This is a genomic window from Bartonella sp. AA74HLJMH (genome assembly GCF_042197045.1).
GTDB lineage: Bacteria > Pseudomonadota > Alphaproteobacteria > Rhizobiales > Rhizobiaceae > Bartonella.
The window spans coordinates 1-24008 of the sequence record NZ_JBHIRJ010000015.1; the positions used below are offsets into that span (position 1 = coordinate 1).

18 protein-coding genes and 1 pseudogene are annotated in these 24008 nt (G+C 36.6%); 8 read left to right on the plus strand and 11 right to left on the minus strand.

Translation table 11 applies throughout. The features are described 5' to 3' along the window. From ACFINH_RS07355 to ACFINH_RS07370, 4 genes are all read left to right on the plus strand, one after another. Positions 1-342: lambda exonuclease family protein (locus tag ACFINH_RS07355; RefSeq protein WP_375632532.1), on the plus strand; the 342-nt coding region annotated here is incomplete at its 5' end. 109 nt (positions 343-451) lie between these two features. Further along, positions 452-1015, plus strand: a complete 564-nt coding sequence (locus ACFINH_RS07360; protein WP_375632533.1) for a hypothetical protein — start codon at positions 452-454, stop codon at positions 1013-1015. Positions 1016-1121: 106 nt separating this feature from the next. Further along, on the plus strand, positions 1122-1370 hold the full coding sequence (locus ACFINH_RS07365; protein ID WP_015857131.1) for a hypothetical protein: 249 nt from the start codon (positions 1122-1124) through the stop codon (positions 1368-1370). Positions 1371-1372: 2 nt separating this feature from the next. Beyond that, positions 1373-2416, plus strand: coding sequence for a tyrosine-type recombinase/integrase (locus tag ACFINH_RS07370; protein WP_375632534.1), 1044 nt, complete (start codon positions 1373-1375; stop codon positions 2414-2416). Positions 2417-3195: 779 nt separating this feature from the next. Here ACFINH_RS07370 and ACFINH_RS07375 read toward each other — a convergent pair. From ACFINH_RS07375 to ACFINH_RS07410, 8 genes and pseudogenes are all read right to left on the minus strand, one after another. Then, positions 3196-3766, minus strand: a pseudogene (locus ACFINH_RS07375) (integrase); the annotation flags it as partial. Between the two features lie 850 nt (positions 3767-4616). Next, positions 4617-5837, minus strand: a complete 1221-nt coding sequence (locus ACFINH_RS07380; RefSeq protein WP_375632535.1) for an MFS transporter — start codon at positions 5835-5837, stop codon at positions 4617-4619. 364 nt (positions 5838-6201) lie between these two features. Continuing rightward, positions 6202-6372 carry a hypothetical protein gene (locus ACFINH_RS07385; RefSeq protein WP_375632536.1) on the minus strand — a complete coding sequence of 57 codons (171 nt, stop codon included), beginning with the start codon at positions 6370-6372 and terminating at the stop codon, positions 6202-6204. Between the two features lie 920 nt (positions 6373-7292). Further along, positions 7293-7382 (minus strand): YqcI/YcgG family protein, encoded by a 90-nt coding sequence (locus ACFINH_RS07390; RefSeq protein ID WP_375612870.1) that lies wholly within the window; start codon positions 7380-7382, stop codon positions 7293-7295. 62 nt (positions 7383-7444) lie between these two features. Continuing rightward, a complete protein-coding gene (locus ACFINH_RS07395) occupies positions 7445-7753 on the minus strand; it encodes a YqcI/YcgG family protein (RefSeq protein ID WP_375632537.1) in 309 nt (102 codons plus the stop codon). Between the two features lie 23 nt (positions 7754-7776). Continuing rightward, positions 7777-8982: an ATP-grasp domain-containing protein gene (locus ACFINH_RS07400; RefSeq protein ID WP_375632538.1), complete on the minus strand. Its 1206-nt coding sequence runs from the start codon at positions 8980-8982 to the stop codon at positions 7777-7779. Beyond that, positions 8979-10169 carry a hypothetical protein gene (locus tag ACFINH_RS07405; RefSeq protein WP_375632547.1) on the minus strand — a complete coding sequence of 397 codons (1191 nt, stop codon included), beginning with the start codon at positions 10167-10169 and terminating at the stop codon, positions 8979-8981. The genes ACFINH_RS07400 and ACFINH_RS07405 overlap by 4 nt, the downstream gene beginning before the upstream one ends. Before the next feature lie 93 nt (positions 10170-10262). Further along, positions 10263-10394: a hypothetical protein gene (locus tag ACFINH_RS07410; protein ID WP_375632539.1), complete on the minus strand. Its 132-nt coding sequence runs from the start codon at positions 10392-10394 to the stop codon at positions 10263-10265. 1093 nt (positions 10395-11487) lie between these two features. Here ACFINH_RS07410 and tmk point away from each other — a divergent pair. Both tmk and ACFINH_RS07420 read left to right on the plus strand, forming a co-directional pair. Continuing rightward, positions 11488-11904 (plus strand): dTMP kinase, encoded by a 417-nt coding sequence (gene tmk, locus ACFINH_RS07415; protein ID WP_375632540.1) that lies wholly within the window; start codon positions 11488-11490, stop codon positions 11902-11904. 600 nt (positions 11905-12504) lie between these two features. Continuing rightward, a complete protein-coding gene (locus tag ACFINH_RS07420) occupies positions 12505-13716 on the plus strand; it encodes an MFS transporter (RefSeq protein WP_375632541.1) in 1212 nt (403 codons plus the stop codon). Positions 13717-14035: 319 nt separating this feature from the next. Here ACFINH_RS07420 and ACFINH_RS07425 read toward each other — a convergent pair whose 3' ends face one another. The 3 genes from ACFINH_RS07425 to ACFINH_RS07435 form a co-directional block, all read right to left on the minus strand. Then, positions 14036-14305, minus strand: a complete 270-nt coding sequence (locus tag ACFINH_RS07425) for a hypothetical protein (protein ID WP_012754562.1) — start codon at positions 14303-14305, stop codon at positions 14036-14038. Between the two features lie 2 nt (positions 14306-14307). Then, the gene (locus ACFINH_RS07430) at positions 14308-14754 is read right to left on the minus strand and encodes a hypothetical protein (RefSeq protein WP_375632542.1); all 447 of its coding nucleotides are present in this window, start codon (positions 14752-14754) and stop codon (positions 14308-14310) included. 104 nt (positions 14755-14858) lie between these two features. Beyond that, a complete protein-coding gene (locus ACFINH_RS07435) occupies positions 14859-15098 on the minus strand; it encodes a hypothetical protein (protein WP_375612875.1) in 240 nt (79 codons plus the stop codon). Between the two features lie 149 nt (positions 15099-15247). Between ACFINH_RS07435 and ACFINH_RS07440 the strand changes: the two genes are divergently transcribed. Continuing rightward, positions 15248-15754 carry a helix-turn-helix domain-containing protein gene (locus ACFINH_RS07440; RefSeq protein WP_375632543.1) on the plus strand — a complete coding sequence of 169 codons (507 nt, stop codon included), beginning with the start codon at positions 15248-15250 and terminating at the stop codon, positions 15752-15754. 1067 nt (positions 15755-16821) lie between these two features. Beyond that, positions 16822-23790 carry a Vomp family autotransporter gene (locus ACFINH_RS07445; protein WP_375632544.1) on the plus strand — a complete coding sequence of 2323 codons (6969 nt, stop codon included), beginning with the start codon at positions 16822-16824 and terminating at the stop codon, positions 23788-23790. The last annotated feature ends 218 nt before the right edge of the window (positions 23791-24008 follow it).

Here is a 24008-nt window from a genome sequence, read left to right on the forward strand (position 1 = left end):
ATGAAAATGGCTGGTGCAAGTCCTGATGGGTTCATTGGAGAGGACGGTTTAATCGAAGTCAAATGTCCACAATCAACAAACCATCTTCGTTTTTTTATTTATGACGAAATCAAGCCTGAATATATCGCACAGGTGCAATTCCAAATGGCATGCACTGGACGCAAATGGTGTGATTTCATGAGCTATAATCCAAACTTTGTAGGCAGATCTACTGGTTTGAGAATGAAAATCAAACGCATCAACCGTGATGAGCAATACATTGAAGAGATTAATAAAGCTGTCGAAATCTTTTTAGGGGAAATAGAACAAGAGATGGAAAAGATTTTGGCAAAAGCTGCTTAAACCTATGGGGGTGCTCTCTCCTCCCAGCACCCCCACCCTTTCCTAACACTTTCAACACATGCGTGCTTCACGCTACGGGTGGATTGTACGCAAATCAAGGAAATAAACCATGGAAAATAAATATGAACTGACTGATGAAACAACTGAGGTTGATGGCAAAACGCTCCGCCGCATTCGTGCATTGAGAGATTTGGGGGACGTCAAGAAAGGTGATCTTGGCGGCTATATCGAGAAAGAAGACAATCTAAGTCATGATGGCAATTGCTGGGTTGGGGGTTATGCCAAGGTTTATGATGATGCTAAGGTTTACGAAAATGCACATGTTTACGGTTATGCCGAGGTTTACGACAATTCTCGTATTTATGGCAAAGCAGAAGTTTTCGATGAACCATGCATTTATGGTCATGCAGAAGTTTACGGTGATGCATATATTTGCGGTGAACCGAACGTTTTTGATAATGCAGAAGTTTATGGCAATGCACAAGTTTACGAAGAGGCATACATTTACGATAGGGCGCGTGTTTACGGCAATGCGCAAGTTTACGGTGATGCGCATATTTACGGTCATGCAAAAATTTACGGTGATGCATGTGTATGTTGGAACGACTGGATTGATGACGATAGAAGAATCTCAACTAGAGAAAAACCAGATGAGAAAATAACGAACTACTAATCTTATAGTATCTCTATAAGCCGTTTCTAACACCGAAAAACCAACTTTTAAACACCAGCGTGATTCACGCCACGGGGGAATTACATCTCAATGAAGGGGAATAAACATGCCACACCGCCCACCTACTATCACGCAACCAGCTATTGCTCGTGCTTTAAGAGAAGCTAAAAAACAAGGATGTGAACTCATAGAAATCAAACCTACAGGGGAATTATTAATTCATATCAATAAAACCATAACACCAACAACGACAGATAATACTTATAGCATTGACGATTTTCCACCACTTGAAAACGAGCAAGAAGACTACGAGACCAGCAAAAGTTGCCCCTCTGTCGACGGTATAAAGTTTTAGCCATGCCAAAACGCCGTCCACCGCATCTTGTTCGTGAACGTACACGCCATGGTAAAGTTATATGGTATGTACGTATTGGTCATGGACCACGGTTTCGGATTGAAGGAACCTATGGAACGCAAGAGTTTGTTGATAATTATACGCTGGCTATTAAACAAGCTCAAAATGGCTCCTCCAAAACAAAGAGGCGTACCAGACTCACAGAAGGGTCTTTCGATTGGTTGTTGCATCAGTATTTACAAAGCATGCAATGGCATAATCAATCAGAATCTACTAAAAAAGTTAAATATCGAATTCTGAATAATGTTTCTAAACATATCGGTGATCGTGCATATAAAAGCATAAACAAACAACACATTCTTGAAGCCGTAGACAGAAGGCGAGAGACCCCCGCGGCGGCAAAACATTTTTTGACCTCTTTAAACGGTCTCTTTAATTGGGCGGTTGATAATGCCCTTTTAAATAGAAATCCTGCCTTTAATATAAAAGCACCAAAATCTTTAAACAGTGGGGGATTGCTGCCATGGCTAGAAGAGGACATAGACAAATATTATCACCGTTGGTCACATGGTACACATGAACGCGTCTGGATTGATGTTCTTCTTTATACAGGCTTGCGTCGTGGTGATGCCGTTCGTATCGGCTGGAAAGACGTCAAAGATAATATCATTTATCTCAAAACAGAAAAGAGCCAATTTAAAACAGATGTTTTTCTTCCTATTTTACCAGAACTAGAGGAAACCCTTAAAATTGGTCCCATAGGTAATGAAACATTTATTTGTGGTAAAGGTGGAAATAAGCTTGTCAAAGAAAGTTTTGGCAACCTCTTTCGTGAAGCATGTAATGCGGCGGGTATTAAAAAATCAGCGCACGGATTGCGAAAATTAGCAGCAACACGTGCAGCCAATGCTGGTGCGACAGTTTCGCAAATGAAAGCGCTTTTTGGCTGGACAGAAGATAAAATGGCATCTCTTTATACCAAAACAGCCGATAGAAAACGCCTTGCAATAGAAGCAATCAAAAAGCTACAAAAAGGTTCGGGATAGACATAAAATAAGTTAAAATAATCAACGGAATCAAAACTCCCGAACTTTTATATAACTTATTGATTTTATATAAATATAACGCTCCCTCTCTCTCCGCCATTGATGATAAACAAACCTTTATATAGATTTTATCACATAACCTTTAAATCCTAGAATGTACGAAATTTTTTGATATTTTTTGTTGATCGGATCTCTATAAAAACTCTTTAATTTTTCTTTTATTGCTTCTTTTCTGAAAAGATTTGTACTTGGAAACAGGAAGTGCGGAATCTTTAGACAAGAAACATCAATCGCTTGTGAACAGGGCAGTTCGTGTCTATCTAATAGTATAGCATTGTTAACGAGCGGGCTCTACAACTGCGTGAAGGGTAAAGAAGGGTTTATAATATTTTTTGAGACAAGGAAATTGGATCTTCCGAGAGATTGAAAGTTTGTTTGGACTTGTTAGTCAAATTTTGTTTTTTATTGTATTTCTCCCATGGGGACATTGATCTTGTCCAGTGCTTGTAAGGCTACCTACAGAGTTGTTTTTTCAGATTTTTATCTTTAAGTGTTCCGGTTTTCGCTGTTTTTGGCATTTCTACAGGACACAAACAGCATTTTTTCTGCTGTAAATTCAATTTTAAATTGTTTGTATTTTATAGCGGCTGATGTAGGGCAGTGATATTTATCATTTGGTTTTACGAATTGCGAGAACACCGTTTTTAACCAGTTGGTAACCATTGTCTGATACTGTTTTTGAGTGCGATCTCCAAAAATGAGCACAAGGAGCTTTGACTGATGGCTCTCCAATCCATTTCTGGAAAGTTTTGTGTTTTATGGCGTTGTTTCCCTAACAAAGTCTGCGCTTTTGTTATTGCTTGTAAATAAACATCTACATCTAATGCCGCAGCATGTTTTAGACAAGGATTAAGGCGGATGAGTGCTTTCTCTGCTGTTTCAGATTTTGTATGCCAAATAGGAGCAAATGTGTTATATATCTCTTTGGGTAATTTCTAAAACGAGCAGATAGCCTAATTTAGAGAGAATATGAAGTTTTAAGGATAGAAAACACTTCCCATCTCCTTTTAATTCTGCTTTACGACTTTTAAAGATCTCAAGTAATATATTTTAAATAATGAAGATTATGCATTGATTCATGCTTTTTTTATTGCGTTCTTGAATGAGGGAACACCCCTCACGTAAAACAGAACGCCATTGGTTTGCCAATTCACGGTTTTTTAAAAGAAACATCTCTCAAAGAGCACCCAGGCCCATTTTACGGCGATGTCCGTGAATGGTATAACGATAAAGCTATTGAGCAGTGCCATCTTTAAGTTTATGAAAGAGCAAGCCGGCACCATCACACATTTTGCCAGCTCGTGGATGTTGCGACAGCCCTTAGTACGTAAGACGATTCATGAGAGGTATTTTTAGTCTTTTCTTAATAGTTTTTTACCTACATGCTAGTCTTGCTTGTGGTGTGTAAACAAGTGATTTTAATTGATTCAACATACATAGATTTGAAATGAGGAAACCTTACGATATTCGGGTCTTTAATTCAATATGAATAACGATATATTATCATTATAAATCAATGTCTTGTCCAATAGTTGATGGGTCGTATGTTTACTTTTTTTTCTTGTTTATTCACGAAGCTGCATTTCTGCAATCAATTTTCATCAGGTGAGAATCTACTTTATGATCAAAGTTGGCCACATTGGAAGGAGGAATCTTGACCATGTGGTTACGTTCAGTATGCTCAAACTTAACAGGAAAGCTCTATCAATCGACCATAATGGAGAAATGCACCGTCACTCAACCGATGAAGCCAAGAGATCATTCAAGCATAGCTTTTGTTTGTCATTATGTGTCCCTAAAAATTTGTGTTGGATTTCCATAAGTTTTATAATTTTTATCTCCTTTCCCTCTTTAGATTATCTGATGCAGCATAAAATATTTTTTCGAATATTATTGAAGGATTTTTGCCATTATCACTAACTTCTGGTAGAGCTTTTAGAATTAATGGTGATCATAGTGCTATTTGCAATTTCGTTGATTAACGGGCTAAATGCGTTTTATCCACATGAGAGGTAACGAACACCTCAGCTTTTCTCACGCAATGTGCTCATTTAAAATTAATGTCATGAATATTTGTACAAAATTTTTATCCATACGATAATCAAAAAAAGGCTGACGTAATATAATAATTGAACATCATTCATAAGGCGCTTTCTTTTATCTCTAAGCTTTGTATGTAAATAGATAGTCCGTGCAAAATAAATAAAGGGGCGCAAAAGCCTATAAATACACACAGGACGTATAATATAGAAAATGAAAAAAATTTTCCTGCATATAAAAGTACAATAGAGAATAAAGCTGTTATGATGCGTACACTGGCATCGCCTGCCAAAATCACCTCGGCTAAATTTTCACTAGGTGTGATAGCTTGTCCAATTGTTATTCCCGATACCCTAAAATAAAATTGCCCAATACCTAATAAAAATCCCATAATATAAAGGGAATATTGAGTAAAATTTAAATATAAAACAAAAGAGATTGCGATCACGGCAAAAGCCGGTGCCCCCCATACAAAAAAACGAATTAAAGATGGAAATTTCCGTAAATAATAAGATGAGATAAGACCATTGATCACAAAACCCAGTGCTGACAAAGCAAAAATAGAATTTTGAATAGCTGTAAATTTTATATTATCTGATGTTATAGAAGCAAGAACAAGTGGCAATAAAACAATAGGCCCCGTATAGAGAGAATTATTCAAAATACGATTAATCGTTAAAAACCGCAACGCAGAAATCCGCCAAAGGCATCTAAAACCAATTCCATAAGCCTTTTGAGATGGCTTTTTTAATAGCTCTTTTACTCTGTTTAGGTGTTGTATAGACTTTATACGAAACCATAAGCTGGCATTCAAAAGATAGATAAATACAATAAAGGCTATGGCTATTTTGTGCCCCAAATGCGCAATTATAAAATATATAAGCAACGGGGATATAATAACAAAAAACTGACAGCAACTAGTATAAAATGCAAAAATTCCAGCTTTTTGTTTGGGAGCTGGAACCAGCAGATTCAAGGCACTATTGTTATTTGGATTATCAGCCCCCATCAAGAGAGCAAGTAAAAAAAATACAAATAAAATAAGTACTGGATTGTTCATAAATAATAAGAAAGACAATAAACAAGCGCAAGTAATTTGACTATAAAACCCAATTATAAAGCCTTGATAGTGCGCCAACACGTTTCCCAAACATAAGCCAGCAATTCCAATTGCGATTAAATTAACGACATTTAAAGTAGCAGACGCTTCTCCCGTTGTATCTTGGAATTGTAACAAAGAAAGGCCAATAGATAATACACCACTAGCACAAAAACTCGTCAAACAACCAATCACAATCATAAGAAAAACAGAATTACGCAATAGCCTCCTCCCTCTTAAACAGAGACTCAAGCCATTTTATGATTTTCTCCATTGTCGAATATGGTTCGGTACTAAATTCCAGTTTTTCATAAAAGTTTAGTTCAAATGCGTTATAGGCACTTATTTTTTGAAAGTCATCTGTCAGCATGAATTCTATACTTGGCAACGTTGTACCCATAGATTGAGACAAATAATAGGAAATTACTTTCCAATACATATAGGTACGCTCTCTTGCCAAATAATTTTCCAAGGCATATTTCAAGTGACAACTACTTAAAATATATTTCGGACAATGGTGCAACGGATAATAAATACAAATAGCACCGGCTTCATGTCTGGGACAAGAAGAAATATTAATATTTTATCATTTCATAATATTATAAAAACGCTCAGTGAGCAGATCTTCCAAATTTAGTCTAGTCACAACAAGATTGGTTGCTAATTTTTGAGAAACATGAGACCAAGCCAATCTTACTACTAAAGTTCCAATAACCTTTAAGTCAGATTCTGGATAAGCTTTTTTAAAATTTTCCACCCATATGTCTCTGTGACATATAATAATTGGCTCATCTCGTCTGAATGAACAAGATGTAATTCTAAACCAATATTATCACAAAGTTTTGAGCTCTTGAATTCTCCGTATCCTAATCTGGTATTCTTAAATCATCATAGGAACTAAGAATTTTTAAGTATTCCAACTTTTATTAAACTTTGTAACAATCTATTGGAATCTCCCCTTCATTGACTTCGACAATTATTTTCTCACCACTACAAGAACAAAAAATTATCTTTGAATTTACTTACTTTTAGAAAAAAAATGAGCAACACTCTTTCTTAACTAAAAGAAACACGCTCTCTACCTTTTTCTTTATGATTATCAAAAACCTATCCCGTTATAATTTAACCATCCATTATTAGGAGAATATTCTGCGTTTAGCCTAATAAACTGTTATAATCAATGTTTCTCTCTGTTCTAAAAATCAGCGTTTTTTCTCCTAGAGATACTCATAATTTCTGTACAATCTTTCCCAAAAAGGCCCCCCTAAACATTGCTATTAACACGATCATCCTGAGAAGTTTTATACATACACACTGCATTATACGGAGTGCTATGTATTTTTTGGAAAATCCCTTTGAATCTCTATCGAGCCTTGTTTTGGCAGTATCATTTTTAATATATCATAAATATTTTTATTTAATTTAATTTTAGAAAACTTAGTCATTATCGTGTTTCATTAGATGATATGAGCAAGGTAGGGATTCAATAGTGTTGCCTTGCAGAAAATATTGCGTCCATTCTCTATTTTGGAGTTTGCTATATTTTCTTAAAAAAGGAGATTTTGTGATAATATCAAAAGGTTCAGGCCTTTTTCCTACAACGAGAATACATTTTGTTCTGTAGAGAGAAGACTTAGAAAAAACACTTAAGCTGGAAAGTTAACATAAATATAGAACTTACTTAATTCTGTTTATATGAGACGGGATATTGCAAACTATAAACATAGGTTCGCCATGAAAGCAGAACTCCCATAGACGATTGTACATATTTTTTGTATATACTTAGGTCATTCTCGGTTGTCAAAATCTCGCAAATTTTTAAGCATAGATCAGAATTTTTCTCTATAAACTTCGATACTTTGTACGGGGGCAGGCTTCTCGAATGCAACAAAAGATGTGTTCTTTCCAAAACTTTTATAGTTATCGCAATAAGTTATCAGGTCTTCCATCATATTTTTTGCGGTCAACTTATTGTAGAACCCAAATCTAAGCATATTTTTTGAGTATCCATTTACACCGAATAGGCAGGGAAAAGGTCTAATTGTGTTATTCATGGTTGCATCGAATTCTTTAAAAACGACCTGCTTCCATTTTTCATATTTGTCTATATTTTCAATTATTTGCGCTGCTGAATCCATGTTTTCCTCCCAATTGTTGTATTTTATAAGAAATTGCTACGAATGACCCTCTCCAAAGCTGATAATTCATCATCACTGTGTCCCCAAATTGCTATAATGGCAGGGCAGGTATTTAAATCGATGGTTAGGGGGAGGGGCTCGTTTTCTTTAAAAAAGAGCGTAAAATGAACCACATTTTCCCAAGAATGAAGCTTTTGCCGCCATACGTTAACATCTTTTATAATATGACCGTCGATCTCGTTGATAAGGAAGATAATACGCCCTTTTTTCTTAAAGCGACTTGGGGTTTGCGAAAACACGCCTGCAATAAGGTTAACGGAGCTTTCAAGTAAATTATCTTCATAGCAATGCGCGAACAAGGTGGGTGCAATTCCTCCGTGGAGACGGGCTCCTACTTCGATCATTACTGGACCACGAGCTGTTTGCATGATTTCCATATGCGCAGGTCCATATTCAATCCCCAGTGCGCGAATGCATTGTTTTGCATAAGAGATAAGAGGGGCATAAGAGGGATCTTGAGCATCAAGTACATCAAGCGTTTCATAAACAAAAGTACTTCCATTATGAATACCTTTTTTATATCGTGACAAACTACATATTTTTATAGCCTCTCCCTTTACAACGGCATCGACGATGTATTCCTCTCCCTCCAATCTTTCTTGAAGCAAATAGGCCTCGTTAGGTGCGCTAAAAATATTTTTTTTCTTCCAGTCGATTTCAGAGGCCCACGTTACTACTTCCTCAAGATTAGAGAAAAACAAAACACCATCACTCCCTGCAGAATCATTTGGCTTTACCACATAGCCGCTGTGGCTTTCAAAACCATCGAGAGTACAATCGTTTTTTGTAAGAATCTTTGATCGGATGTAAGATAAACCATTTTCACAAAGACGTTTTTGCATCGCTGCTTTTTTCCGTCGCCAATCGGTAGTCAAGGGGTTATTCCCAAGACAACCATAATAAGCCGCCAATTGCTCTGCACAATAGATACCTCTTTCGGCACCCGCTATTACAGCCTCTATCGTGCCGATAGGAAAGCGTTTCTTTATCTCATCTACACTATGAAGCTTCGCTTCTGCCATGCCCTTTCCCTGATAAGAAAGCATAAAGTGTGAAAAAGGAGCTGCTTGAGAGACAAGACCATAACAAGCATAGCCTAATTTTTGCAAAGCAGGGCCATAGAGGGCACCCGTGGAGAAAGGGTCGACAATAAGAATAGGTTTTCTCATACTTTGTTCCGCTGTAATAAAAGGAAAAGAACATAAATAAAGATTATCAACCCTATAAGGGGCAGAAGATAAACAGCTGCTTGAGGACCCATAAGGGCAGAGCTTGTAAGAAGACCAAGAATGACATAACCTGCCGACTGGGAGAGAGTATAAAGCATGCCGCTATAGCTTCCCACCAGCTCTGCTTGAGCCTCTGTTTTGGTCGCTTCAATCGTATGTTTGCGGGCATTAATTCGCATGGCATTCATTGAAAAGCCAATAAAAAAGCAAAAGACTACAGCCAAATAGGGCGATTGTGTGGTGCTAAAAATAAGATCAGCTACGCTCAATATAAGGGCTGGGAGAATAAATTCAAAACGAGGGATTTTGATAAAAGCAGCCAAAAAAGCGCCCATGCCCGCAACCGCACTGCAAAGCCCATAGTATTCAGAGCCAAAATTTTTCACACTCTGAAAAAGAATGGTTGCCAGCGTATTATAAGCGCAAATATGAAAGCCAATAAGTCCTATGCAGACGCATAAAAGTTTAAGTTCACGGGAGAGCTCATCCGCTTGCGGTGTAGGTGCTGGCTTCTTACCAGTTGCAAGTGCTGTGGTATCTGTAGCATTATATTCATCAGAAAAGATGATATATCCGGCTATAAGGCTTATAATGATGTCAAACACACAAAGTGTCACAATCAAACCATTATAACCGATTTCAGCTGCTGCCCCTCGAGGGCTGGTCGCTTCTAAGAGATAACCACTTAGTGCTGCTCCCAAAAAGGCGCCAATTTGCACCACTGTTTGTATAATGCGGGAAGACTTTTGGGCGCTAATATAACCACTAAGTGCTAGTTTAGTATTATAAGTCTCGAGTGTGCTTAAGGTAATCAAAGAGAGATAGCCGATAGAGATAGAGACAGCGATAAAACCAAAGGGGGAATCAGCGTAATGGAAAAGAGCAATCAATAAAAGAAGGCTATAGATAATGATCCGCCTTTTGTATAAATCGACCAACCGCAGTGAGGCTTTAATGCGCACAAGACCGCTTTTTTTCAAAAGATAGGGCATAAGGGTGCCCAAAGCCATGGTTACGCCCAGGAAAACCGATGAGGATGTTATGCGATAAGCATTCCAAAGATTACTTAAGAATAGAACCATATCAGAAAGATACAGCAGGACAACAAGCCCATAAAACCGAAACATCAGTTGTTTATGCACATTATCCCCCCATGTTAAATACACATGCTATACATTATACATTTTTACAAAAAGCTAATATATGTGTTGTTAGGCATGTCAAGTTTTTTCGATAGAAGCATGATACAGATTTGAACGATAACGTTTATCATAGTGATAGCTAATTTGGGAGAAACTAAGAGCGGAGGCGGTTGGTGTTTTTGCTGTATCTCTTGTGAGATGCTTTGCCAATGAGGAGTTTCTTCGAATGATCAGTATAGCTATGTTTTTGGGAGGGCTGTGTTTGCACTCTTAAGATTTCCTCCATTTATACTCAAGGTTTAGGTTTTTCTATTGACCGTTGTTAGATGTTGTTGTGACAATAAACTTCGTTATCTATCAGAAACATTTATGGCATTAGCGCTAAGGTATTGTATTAAAACCTTTACATAGTAGTCTTTTTATAGAGAGAAGGTATTATTGGTTCAGTTTTAGGAGGCTTTATTACGGCTGATTTGGGCGTCGTCGTTGTTTGAGGGCTTATTATAATATTCTTAGTTTCAGTTTATGAATATACCGAAAAATATAGTGAAACATTTGATTCAAACGCTTTTGCTAGGCATATTTCAATATCTCAGCGATGTTTTCCGATAATTGCTCTGCTGCTTTTTGACGGAATTGAATATCAAATGCTTATAGTGTGAGCGGTGGTTTGAGAAAAGATAGAGCTGATTTCATTAGATTTCTATGTAGCGCAATCCAGTACCAGCTCTTAGGGACAATAATATACTGAGATCGAACTCATTTCTATACATTTACACGACGCTATAGGAGTAATCCTCAGAAACTCTACTAGAATTCGTTAAAAAATGGCAGGTTATGGAGTGTGATCAAAAAAATATATTTTTTACAAATACTTAATCTCATTTTAAGTTGTCTAAAATATAACCTTATCTTAAAACTAAGCCTATATACCGCCATTTATCATAAAGTTAATAAGTTATACAAAATGCGGGAGTATTGCGTTTTTCTGTTTAGAGACGAGTAAAAAAACACCTTATTGAACATTAAAAGATTTTAGACAAAAAAATTTAACTTATGGAGAGTATATAGACAAAATGTATCTTGATAAAAAGTTTATAATTCCATGTGGTCTTCAAAGAAATTTTCTGGTTCTTTTATTGTCTTATGCGGGTTTGATGGGAGTGGAAAGACAACACAAACAAAAGAAATTGCTCGCCATTACTCAACAGAAAACATATAATACAAACTTTTAACACAGTTCTTAGTATAGAAATAATCCATAAATTAGAGATATGTAGATAATGGAAAAGCAATTGATCCGTTGCTTTTAGCACTCTTATCAGCGACAAATAGACGCAAACATACGCTTGAAATTATTGAACCTTCCTTAATGTCATCGCAAAATTTATTAATTAGCGATCGATATGTTTATTCTAGTCTTGCTTATTTTTATGCTCAAGAGCTTTCTGTTGAAAGTGTCGTTAAATTAAATCAATCTATTCCAAGACCTCATATTACATTTTATTTTCATTTACCGCCCATTACTATACTGGAACGGTTGCAGAAAAGGGATGGTTTAAACTTAAAATACGAAGAAAAACTCTCTTTTATTGAAAAAATTTACAAAGTATACAAAGTTTTATCGGAAATAGATGAGCGGTTTATAACAATTGATGGAACTACTCCTGTTTCTTTAATTCATCATCAAATACGACATCATATAGATAAGTTTTTTTGATTATGAATAAAATCATTTATTAATCAATTTATCCACGATAAATCCTCCTTTATGTATTCTTACTCTAAATCTGAAACTTTAGAGATGTGATTGCAATAATTTAACTGCTCAGGAAAAATATCACGTTATATATTTTAATTAGAAAACTAACTGTAATGGGCTTGTTTTAAAAGATTTAGAGAAGGGGAGTAGAAAAGTTAGCAATATTTATTGTGAGGATAATAGTATGTTTATTCTTTTAGAGACGAAGTGTGGTGATAGAAGAACGACATGGAGGAATATACTCGAGCATATTTTAGTGCACAGAATAATAAGGACAATAATGTGAGTGAAGCTTCCATACCGTAAAATTGTTTCACATATGTATAAAGGTGTAGCTTCTGAATAAAACGCACATAAAATATTAATTTTGTTTTTGTCCATAAATGTTCCGTTTTCATAGAAGAATTAATCATAAAACAGCACAAAGATTGTAAAAGCCTCAAAAAAGAAATTTTGCTTTCTTAAATTTAATGATCTAAAATAAAAATTGTAAGAATGCCTGTTTTTAAACAGGATGTATTATGCATATCGACTGGTATTCATTTTAGAGGATAATTTATGTTCACTTCAAATTTGAAGGAACGCATTGCTTTATTTGAAAATAGAACTTTTCTCTATTTTACTTTGAGCGGCTTATTTGCTACATTTGGAAGTGGACTAAATTATATTACATTGTCATGGATCGCTTACAATCAGACGGGCTCAATCCGTGGTGTAGCGTTGATGATGCTTTTTCTTTGGACGCCTGGCATTATTTTTGCGCCTATTTTTGGCATATTGGCAGATAAATATAACCGTAAAACGCAGATTATTATTTCAAATCTTGTGAGAGGTTTGGTAATCGTGGGCTGGGTAATGCTTTGGCATTTTGGTATAGAAATTGAATTGATGGTCTTATCTGCTCTTTTGGGTATTTTTATTCCTTTTTATATGCCATCAGCTATTTCTTTAATTCAAAGTATTGTGCTGAAGGAACAGCTCATCAATGCAAATGCGACCATCGATATGGTTTATGAACTTGGCACTATCGTAGGTATGGGCTTAAGTGGATTTATACTATCCTATGCAGGAACAAAAGGAACTCTTCTAATAGGTGGTATATTCTTTATCCTTGCTGGTTTATTTAATTTTGCAATGAAGGTACCTAAAAACCGAAAATCTAAAAATCAAAACCAGCAAAATTGGTGGGAAAATTATACAGCATCCCTTCATTATTTTAAACAGAATCCGGCTCTTTTTGTACCTTATATAAGCCAGATGATTATTATGACTCTTTTGATGACCATTCCTGTTATTCTCGTTCCTTATATACAAGAGGTTTTACATGCGGATAGCAGGATCTTTGCAATATTTGAGGTGCTTTATTCTATGGGCGTATTGACAGGTGCGTTTTTTTCACCACTTCTTTGTAAAGTTTTATCTATCAGGAAAACATTAGCCATTTTATTAGCTTTTATGGCTATTGGCCTCGCTATTTTATCTGTTAATACACACAATTTTGTTGTTTTTCCTGTTTACTTTATGATTGGATTTGGACTTTCGAGTTGGGCTCTTTCGATTTCTTTATCACAACTCTCTTGTGATCCTGAATACCAAGGAAGATTGCAGGCAAGTTTTAATGGTATCTCTGGATGCTTGATCCTCGGAGTCTATCTCATCATGGCAAGCGATAACAGTAACATATCACCTCAATCGATATATTTTTTTCAAAGCATTGTTGCGTTTGTTGGAATACTCATAGTGCTGTTTTATAAACATGAAAAACAATAAATTACATTTAAGTGTGGACAACATACGCTATTTTATAAATATTTACGCTGCAGTACATTTCACATTTTGCTTTTAAAGGAGAGTTGAGAAAATGTAAAAGTTGGTGCTTAATGAACAAAGCATAAATTGATGTATGCTAGAGAATACTCTCTATTTTTTGATAATGATCTAAAAGAATTGATGCGTTTCTTTAATTCATCTCACTGTTGTTAAGAAGACGAAAACGTAACACTTTAAATCTTCTTGAAAGTTTTTTGTCTAAGCGTAGCAGAAAGTAAAGCGATGAGGTAATATCGTATCATATGGGGAGATTATTGTATTATTTTTGTTTTTCAAAATCCATATGAAAAATTGTATCAATTTCATCTTCATTGGAATGAGTATTTCTACGACGATGCAAGGTTTGCACAATCTCTTTTTTTAAAACAGCATCTGTTTCACTTAAACGGTGAATACTGAGTTCCAATTCAAGAGATAACGCCAAATCCACGCACAGTTTAAGCTCTTCTCCAATGTCGAAACCGCGTTGATAGTCGTCATAAAGACCAACCAGTGTATCAGATAATTCTTTATCGCATAAAGAGGTCATGCTTAATTCCTCAACGTTGCGGGTTTCCATGCAGCTTTTTTAAGTATCACTCCACTATCATCACTTAAAATTGCCATGTATACGAACCTCATGGTTTTGTCAATTTTCTGCAAAATACGCGCTTTTAAATCAAAGCCTATTAAAGATTTTATTACTCCAAGATTTTGAAGCGCCCAATTGTAAATATGGATGGCAATGTGTTTACTATAGAATTTATAGCATTTAAAATACATTGCTAAAAGGCTTTTAATATGCGTAGAGGAAGAGTATTCTGACGATAAACCAAACACCCTGAAAGCTCTATTGCCAATTACAGCTAAATCAGTGCCATTAATATATAAAATAAGCAAACAGGGTTTGTAAACGTCTAACTTTTTAATAACGAGTGATAATCTCATTTTTTGTAGAATACCAATTATTTTGCCTATTTTATATTGATTTTTAGACATTGATAAACTTTTTACCTTATAAAAACCTATGGGAAATGCATTAGCATATTTTTGTAATAAGATTTCAGTGGTATATTACACAGCGTGAAATGAAGAGAATCGTATTAGGCTTTTTGCTTTTGAAAGAATATGACTGCAACTTTTGAGAAAGCAGTTGGCAAGAATTGGCTTGGCATGCAAACTGATAGAGTTGGCAGTGGCGCATTTAGTTTTTTCATTGGCCTGTGTCCAAATGTTTTTGACTCTGGAAAATAGCCTCTGATAGGCTTGAGTTTTTCCAAGGTTATATTACAGGGGCGCAGCTCAGAAAAATACCACGGCGATTGCATTTTTGTAATTGTCATAATTTTCGCTCCTGCTTAAACGGATGCTGCAACATCTGTTTTTGTGGGGTTATGTATGTGATAACTGCTCTTTTTAAGGGGCAGTAATAATAGATGTAAATCAATATAATTATTTAGTCAACAATTATATTGATTTTGGAGTGTTTTTTTTGGCTCGTCCGGAAGCAAAACCTAAAACTGAGTTGGCAAAACGTTTTCGTGAAGTGCGTCACGCTCTTGGTTTTACAGAGCGTAAGCAGTTTGCTGAACATCTTGGTATCACTGCTGGCTCTATAGGAACTTATGAAACTGGTATAAGTGAGCCTACAGCCTCTGCGCTCTCCAAATATCAAGAAATTTGTGGTGTTTCATTAGATTGGCTAGTAACGGGCAATGGCGAGATGTTTTCAGATGTGGCAAAGGCGAAAGCAGCTGGTTTTAAACCGCAGGCGATTCCTACTGGGCTGATGAAAAAGCTGGGACATTTAGTTTATACGACCTATCATGATGCAAAAATAACACTTTCTCCTGAAGATGTTGCGGAATTAGCAGCAGAGCTTTATGGAAAATTGCAAGAGCTTATTCAAAACCTCAATGATATGGAAGAAGTCGAAGCCACTTTGCCACTTTTAAAATTACATTTAAAGCGTAAAATCGAAACTGAAAAGCACATCTAGAAATTTCATAAGATACGAATGAACAGCCTTTAAAAAAATAAAACTTTTTTGATTTTCTGCTGTATAACCAAGTTTGGAATGTGAAAATCTCACGATCTTCGAGTCTCTTATTCGATCTGAAAAACGAGAAACTATCATTATAAATCAATATATTTCTCTGATTAAAGATAAAATGGTTCATAAAAAGAATGACGAGTAGTGATACAAACAAAATTTCTTCAAAAAGAAGCTAATATAGTGCCATTCCTGAAATATTTGTTGGTTGAGGGAAAAGATACTGACAACAGTGAAAATACAGTGGGTTCTGTGAGAGGAAAGAGTTTAGAAAATAGCTTCTTTTCGGTTTGTGATATTAAAAAATTTATACAATAGTGAAAATACAATGACGATGTTTTGTTCCTATAGAAGGGTAACAGATATATAAGAGAGAAGAACGAAAGACTATTTATAGGCGCGCTTTTGTCTTTTTATGAAGATGATAAGATGAGCACGTTAAAACTTTTTACAGAGCGTGCATCATTATATTTAAGACAGATTTCTTTCAAAGAGATGTATAATATATTGAAACAGTTTACCTCGCAACAAAAAGTGAGATTATCATGATAATCGTCATTATTACATTATGCTATAAGTTAAAAAATCATAAATTTGTGCTTATAAGAACAGCTAATTTATTGAGAAGTATTTTTATAAATTTATAAAAAATAATTTTTACACTCTTGCCATTCTTCTGATGCGCTTTATTTGAAAAGTAGAATTGCTCTTTAGTGAAACTATTTTTGTTAAGAGATAAATCGCAGTATTTTTGAATGGAGATAACAGTATATTTTCAAAGTTTTGTGTTTTTATTTATTTTTTAGCTTGAATCCCTCTAGCTAAAAGGGGTGGGGACTTTTCTAGATTCGATGTTGTTGCAGAGATTTTAGGTCGATGCCGGATAAGTATCGGTATCGTAGGGGGGGAGTTTTGTCTTGATTTATTGGTTTTTGAAGTGCGCAAACTAAGGGTTTTGCCATGTGTGTTTTCGCGCGTTGTGATGATGTTGAACTCTGTAGGAGGAGATTCTTATGAAAAAAAAATATTCCACACCAAATTTAATTAAAGTTGTCTCTCTTAGTACGGTAATGGCCACACTCTTATCGAGTGTTTCTCCTGTTGTTGCTTCGAATCTCGCGATAACGGGTGACAAAACTATGAGCACGAATGGTTCTGGTGTGTCTTATGACCATGGTAGCCATGGCAGTATTGTTTTTGCGGGTGATGATAATTACTGTGGTGTGGATAATGTCATTGGTCGTGGTGGCAAGCAACAGGAGTCAATTGCTAGTACTAATCAAATAACCGCAGAGCAGCAATATGATAGATTTATCAAAAATACAAATTTTTCTGGTCGTTATCCTTATGGCGTGACCACTGATAAGGTCACTTGGAGTGGTGATAGTAATACGAGCAACAGCAGCACTGGTTATATGGGGAAGCTTACAGGTGGTAGCACGAGTGCTATGCCTGAGGCTTATGGTGTGTATTCTTTTGCAACCGGTTGTGGATCTGCTGCAACAGGGAATTATTCAACAGCATTTGGTGCGGGTGCAACTGCAAAGAGTGGAGGAGCACAAGCTTTTGGTGTTTCTGCTCTTGCGAATGGAGCAGCAAGTGTTGCCATAGGGATTGGATCGGAAACGGTAAAAAGATCGTCTATCGCTATAGGTGGGCTTTCAAAGGCAGATGGCATTGATAGTATTGCGTTTGGTAGCAGCGCGGCTACAGGTGGTCAAGATGCGATTGCGATAGGTTATGCCGCTAAAGCCGGTGCGCAAAATGCGGTTTCAGTTGGTTCAAGTACAAAAGCGACTGGTAAAAGTAGTTTGGCTCTAGGCTATAAGGCAAGTGCATCAGGAGAATTAGCAGTTGCTATTGGTGGACTTGCAACCGGTATCCACGGCATTGCTATGGGGAATAACGCAGAAGCGAAGGATCAAGATACGATTGCGATAGGTTATGCTGCTCAAGCTCAAACAAAGTATTCGATTGCAATTGGTCCAAATGCACAGGTGATTGCTGGAGACGGAGTTGCTTTGGGGGGAGCTTCCGTTGCCAGTGTTGTTAATAATGTTGCTGGTTATGATCCTGTAAGTAACAAAAATTCACAACAAAACAATGGTGCATGGAAAAGTACAAAAAGTGCAATCAGTGTTGGAAAAGCTGACGGTAGTATAACACGCCAGATTACTGGGTTGGCGGCTGGTACTGCAGATACTGATGCCGTCAATGTGGCACAGTTGAAAGCTATGAGAGCTGTCGTAGAAGGAGCAGGGGGATGGAAGTTATCTGTTAACGGTGAAGCTGCTGTGGATATTCTGCCTGGTGAAACAGTCAATTTTGCTGGAGCTGAACTTGAGAATTATGAAAACAAGAACATTAAAATTGTAAGAAAAGATGATAAAACAGTAGAATTTGATTTGAATGACTTCATTACAGTTGGACGTGTACAAGCAGGAAAAACCCAATTAAGCGACCTTGGTTTCGTGATTACTGGTGGTCCGCGTATGACTGGTAGCGGTATTTTTGCTGGTAATAAACAAGTTTATGGAGTGGCAGCGGGGAGTGCAGAGACTGATGCGGTTAATGTTGCACAGCTGAACGATGTAAAAGAATTGATATCAAAGGCGGGAGGAAGCTGGAAACTTTCTGTTGATGGTAACAATGCTACAGATGTTGGGGCAGGAAGTACAGTAGATATTGTTGCGGCAGTGAGCGGGGACGGAAGCAAAAATATCAAGATTGAAAAAGATAATAATAAAGTCACATTTTCTTTGAATGATACTCTTAAGCTTACGAGTGTCACGACAGGCAACAGCATTATGAATAGTGAAGGCTTTATTATTGAGAATGGGCCAAGAATGATTTTGGATGGTATTTCTGCTGGAAATAAAAAGATTACAGACGTAGCAGCAGGGAAAAGCGATACCGATGCAGTCAATTATGCGCAGTTGAGCGAGGTAAGACAATTGGTATCAAAAGCAGGGGGATGGAAGTTATCTGTTAATGGTGAAGCTGCTGTGGATATTCTGCCTGGTGAAACAGTCAATTTTGCTGGAGCTGAACTTGAGAATTATGAAAACAAGAACATTAAAATTGTAAGAAAAGATGATAAAACAGTAGAATTTGATTTGAATGACTTCATTACAGTTGGACGTGTACAAGCAGGAAAAACCCAATTAAGCGACCTTGGTTTCGTGATTACTGGTGGTCCGCGTATGACTGGTAGCGGTATTTTTGCTGGTAATAAACAAGTTTATGGAGTGGCAGCGGGGAGTGCAGAGACTGATGCGGTTAATGTTGCACAGCTGAATGAAGTAAAAAATCAAATAGCAGGAAATGGTCTTGTTAAATGGGATGAAGAACAGAAACTTATCACCATTGGTAAGGAAAAAGATGGTACGAAAATTGATGTTGCAGGCAGTGGGGGAGACCGTAGTATTTCTGGTGTAAAGGCCGCAGAGAGAGACAATGAAGCCGTTAATAAAAAACAACTCGATGGTGAAATTGCAACTATTACTGATACTATTAACAATATTAAGGAGGGTGGTGCTTTTGCAGTTCTCTACGATAAGAATGGTGATAGCAGTGTTAATTATAACAGTGTGACTTTAGGTGGCGGTAAGACTGGTGGGCAGGTAGCTCTGCACAATGTTAAAGATGGTGAAATTACTGAAGAGTCGTATGATGCAATTAATGGTAGGCAGCTTTGGAAGACGAATGAGCGTGTTACAGATGTTGAAAAGGATATTGTCCATATTAACGATAAGGTTACTAATATATCAGCTACGGTTACTGATCTTGGCAAGGAGGTTTTCAATATTCAGGAAGCGAATGCTTTTGCTGTCCTCTACGATAAAAATGCAGATGAAACCGTTAATTATAACAGTGTGACTTTAGGTGGCGGTAAGAGTACAGGACCAGTTGCTCTTTTGAATGTCAAAGATGGCAAAATTGCTAAAGATTCGCATGATGCTATCAATGGGAACCAAATTAATACAATATCCGGAGATATTGCAAAGTTTTTTGGCGAGGGTACTGTATTTCAAGATGGTTCTTTTTTAGGACCAAGATATAATTTATCTACTGTTTCTGCAGATGGTACTGTAGGACAGAAGGTACATACTGATGTTGGCTCAGCGTTGACAGGACTTGATGACAATGTCAACAATGTGAATAGCCGCTTAACACATGTAGCTAATGAGTTTACTCAGAAAATTGAGGGTGTTTCTAAAGATTCTCTATTGTGGAGTAATGATGAGCAGGCGTTTGTAGCACAGCATGGAGACGGAAAAACCAATAGCAAAATTAAATTTCTTTCCAATGGAGATATTACTGAAAATTCAACCGATGCAGTGAATGGTTCGCAGCTCTTTGCGACTAATCAGAATGTTAACACTGTTACAAATAATCTGACAACAATTGCTAAAAATATATCAAAGTATTTTGGTGGTGGTGCCTCGTTTGAAAATGGTGCCTTTAAAGGACCACACTATAGTTTATCTGTTATTGTTGAAGATGGTCAGGTGGCAAAAGCCAATTATCATGACGTTGGCTCAGCTTTGAGTGGTCTTGATGCAAATGTGAAGAGTGTGAATATGCATCTGACGAATGTAGTAAAAGATGTCAATGAAAAAATCACGAATATTACACAAGAAGTCAAAGGGGACGCTTTGTTGTGGAGTAATGATGAGCAGGCATTTGTTGCTCTCCACGGAGAAGGACAGAAGACAAACAGCAAGCTTACCTCTCTTTTGAATGGAGACATTTCTGAAGATTCAACGGATGCAGTAAATGGTTCGCAGCTCTATGAAACTAACCAAAAGATTAGTAAGTTGGGTAATGGCTTTGACGGTATAAGTACAAATATATCGAAGTATTTTGGTGGTGATACAGATATAGCTAACGGTAAAGCGCCAACCTATACGATTCAGGGCACTACACATAATGATGTTAGTTCTGCTTTTAGTTCTGTCAATAATTCTATCACGGAGATTTCTAATCAGATTTCCAATGCGACAAAAAATAGCCTTGTCAAGCAAGAGGAAAATGAAGGGGATATCACCATTGGTAAGGAAAAAGGTGGAACGAAAATTGATATTACAGGCAGTGGAGGAGCTCGGACTATCGCGGGCGTGAAAGCTGCAGAGAACGATAATGAAGCAGTTAATAAAAAACAACTCGATGAAAGTATAGGAAAGATTAACAACAATATTGAGAATATAAGTGCCTCTGCGGTTCTTTACGATAAAAATGATGATAGCACTGTCAATTATGAGAGTGTAACTTTAGGAGGTAATAAGGTTAACGGGCAAGTTGCTCTTCATAACGTCAAAGATGGAGAGATTTCCGATCAATCGCATGATGCAATTAATGGTAGCCAGATTAATAAAATATCCCAAAATGTTGCTGAATTTTTTGGTGGTGGGACCTCATTCGAGAATGGAGTCTTTAGAAAACCGAGATATAATTTAACTACTATTGATGAAAATGGTCAGGTAAAACAGCGGGAATATAATGATGTTGGATTGGCTTTGTCAGGGCTTGATACAAATATCAGACATGTTAATCATCATTTAGTCCTTTCAATGAAGGACGTTGCTTCTTATTTTGGTGGTGGTGCTGGATATGATGAAAATGGAGAATGGTATGCTCCTACTTTCGTAGTTTCTCAGCGTAATGAGGATGGCACTATTGTTGAGAAAAAGCATCATAATGTTGCTGATGCTTTTAAAGGTGTCGATAATTCTATTACGGATATCTATAATCAGATTAATAATGTAACAGAAAATAGTCTTGTGAAACAAGAAGGAGGTTCTGAAGGTCTTATTACCGTTGGTAAGGCGACAGGTGGTACTAAAATAAGCATTGCAAATAAAGATAATCAAGAAAGAACACTTTCCGGTATAAAAGATGGAGAACTTTCTCAAACATCTACTGAAGCAGTAAATGGTTCACAACTTTTTGCTACGAATGAGAAGGTTACCACTGTTAACAATGATCTCAAAACAGTCGCTCAAAATACATCGAAATATTTTGGTGGTAGTACAGATGTATTGAACGGTATAGAACCAGCTTTCCTTATTCAGGGGGAGACCTATCATAATGTTACGGAAGCGTTTACAGGTGTTAATACTTCTATCACAAATATTGATAATAAGATTTCCGAAGTGGTAAAAAATAGTCTTGTTAAGCAAGAGAAAAATACAGATGTTATTACCATAGGTAAGGATACAGCTGGTACTGAGATCAATATTGCGGGATATGCTGGTGTAGCGCGTTCTATTTCTGGTGTTAAGGCAGCAGAGAAGGGTGATGAAGCTGTTAACAAAGACCAACTTGATAAAAGCATAAAGGATATTACTAAAGATATTGAGACAGTAACTGCTGCTGCGGTTCTCTATGATAAGAATGACGATAATAGTGTTAATTATGGTAGTGTAACTTTGGGCGGCGATAAGAACAACGGACCAGTTGCTCTTCATAACGTAAAAGATGGTAGCATTTCTGAAAATTCCAACGATGCAATCAATGGTAGTCAGATTAATAAAATATCAGCAGATATTGCAAAGTTTTTTGGTGGTGGTGCAAAGTTCATTAACGGTGCTTTTGAAGGGCTGAAATATACTTTATCCGCTATTGTAGGTGGTGAAGTAGGGAAGGCTAATTTTTACAATGTTGGTGATGCTTTAACAGGTCTTGATAAAAATGTTCAAGATGTGAATCAACGCTTAACGAATGTATCCAATGAGTTTAACCAGAAAATTGAAGATTTCTCTAAAGATGCTTTACTGTGGGATGATGAGGAAGAAGCATTTGTGGCACGTCATGAAAAAGATGGCAAGAAAACAAACAGCAAATTGAAGTATCTTTTAGATGGTAAGATTGCTCAAGGTTCAACAGATGCCATTACGGGCAACCAACTTTATTCCATGAATAACCAACTTGCGAATTATTTCGGTGGCGGTGCCAAATATGAGAATGGCAAGTGGACAGATCCTACTTTTAAGATTGTTCAAGTCAATGCTGATGGTACGACTGTTGAGACAGAGCATCATAATGTCGCTGATGCTTTTGGTGACGTCAATAAAAATATGTCAAATATTAATAACCGTATTGATGATGTCATCAACAAGGTCGATTCAGATGCTTTAAAGTGGAATGATAAAGAAAAAACCTATGATGCTGGTCGCGATGGAAAGCCGAATAAAATTATCAATGTAGCTGATGGTAAAGTTGAAAAAGGCTCGAAAGATGCCGTCAATGGTGGGCAACTTTGGGAAACCAATGAACGTGTCACTGGTGTCGAAAAAGATGTGAAGCATCTTACCAACAGAGTTGATACCATTTCCAATACGATTGCTGATATTGGTGATACAGTTATCAATATTGATGCCAAAGTTGATAACATCAATAATAGAGTTGACGGCATTGAAGAGGACGCTGTTCGTTATGATAGAGATGAAAACGGCAAAAAAACCAATAAAATCACATTAGCGGGGGGGGATGCCAGTGAACCTGTTCTGATTGATAATGTAGCTGATGGTAAAATTGAAAAAGGCTCGAAAGAGGCTGTAAATGGTGGTCAACTTCATGATTATACTAAAGAACAGATAAAGATTATTCTTGATGAATCCAAGCAGTATACAGATCAACGGGTTAATAATATTGTGATTGATGCGATTGATGATGCTGTTGATCGGGCTAAGCAATATACAGATATGAAGTTTGATATTTTAAACTATAGTATTGAGAGTGTGAAAAAAGAGGCAAGACAAGCAGCGGCTATTGGTCTTGCAGTGTCTAACTTACGCTACAATGATACACCTGGAAAATTAAGCGTTGGATTTGGTACTGGTTTATGGCGTAGTCAGTCTGCATTTGCCTTTGGTGCAGGTTACACCTCAGAAAATGGAAAATACCGCTCTAACATATCCGCAACAACTTCTGGAGGTCACTGGGGTGTAGGTGCGGGATTCAATATGACATTGAATTGATAATAAACAAAATACATAAAAATTCCTTTTCACCCCTGTCTCATGAGGCAGGGGTGAATTGTTGTTACGTATGTAAAAAAATATATATAAATTGATAAGCGCTAACGATAAATACAGGTTTAAAAAACAGAAAAACCGGACGCTTTCAACAAAATGAACTTCTTATTTCAAAATAAGATAATGAGTTTTTTCATAAATTATAAGTTTATTATTTTCTT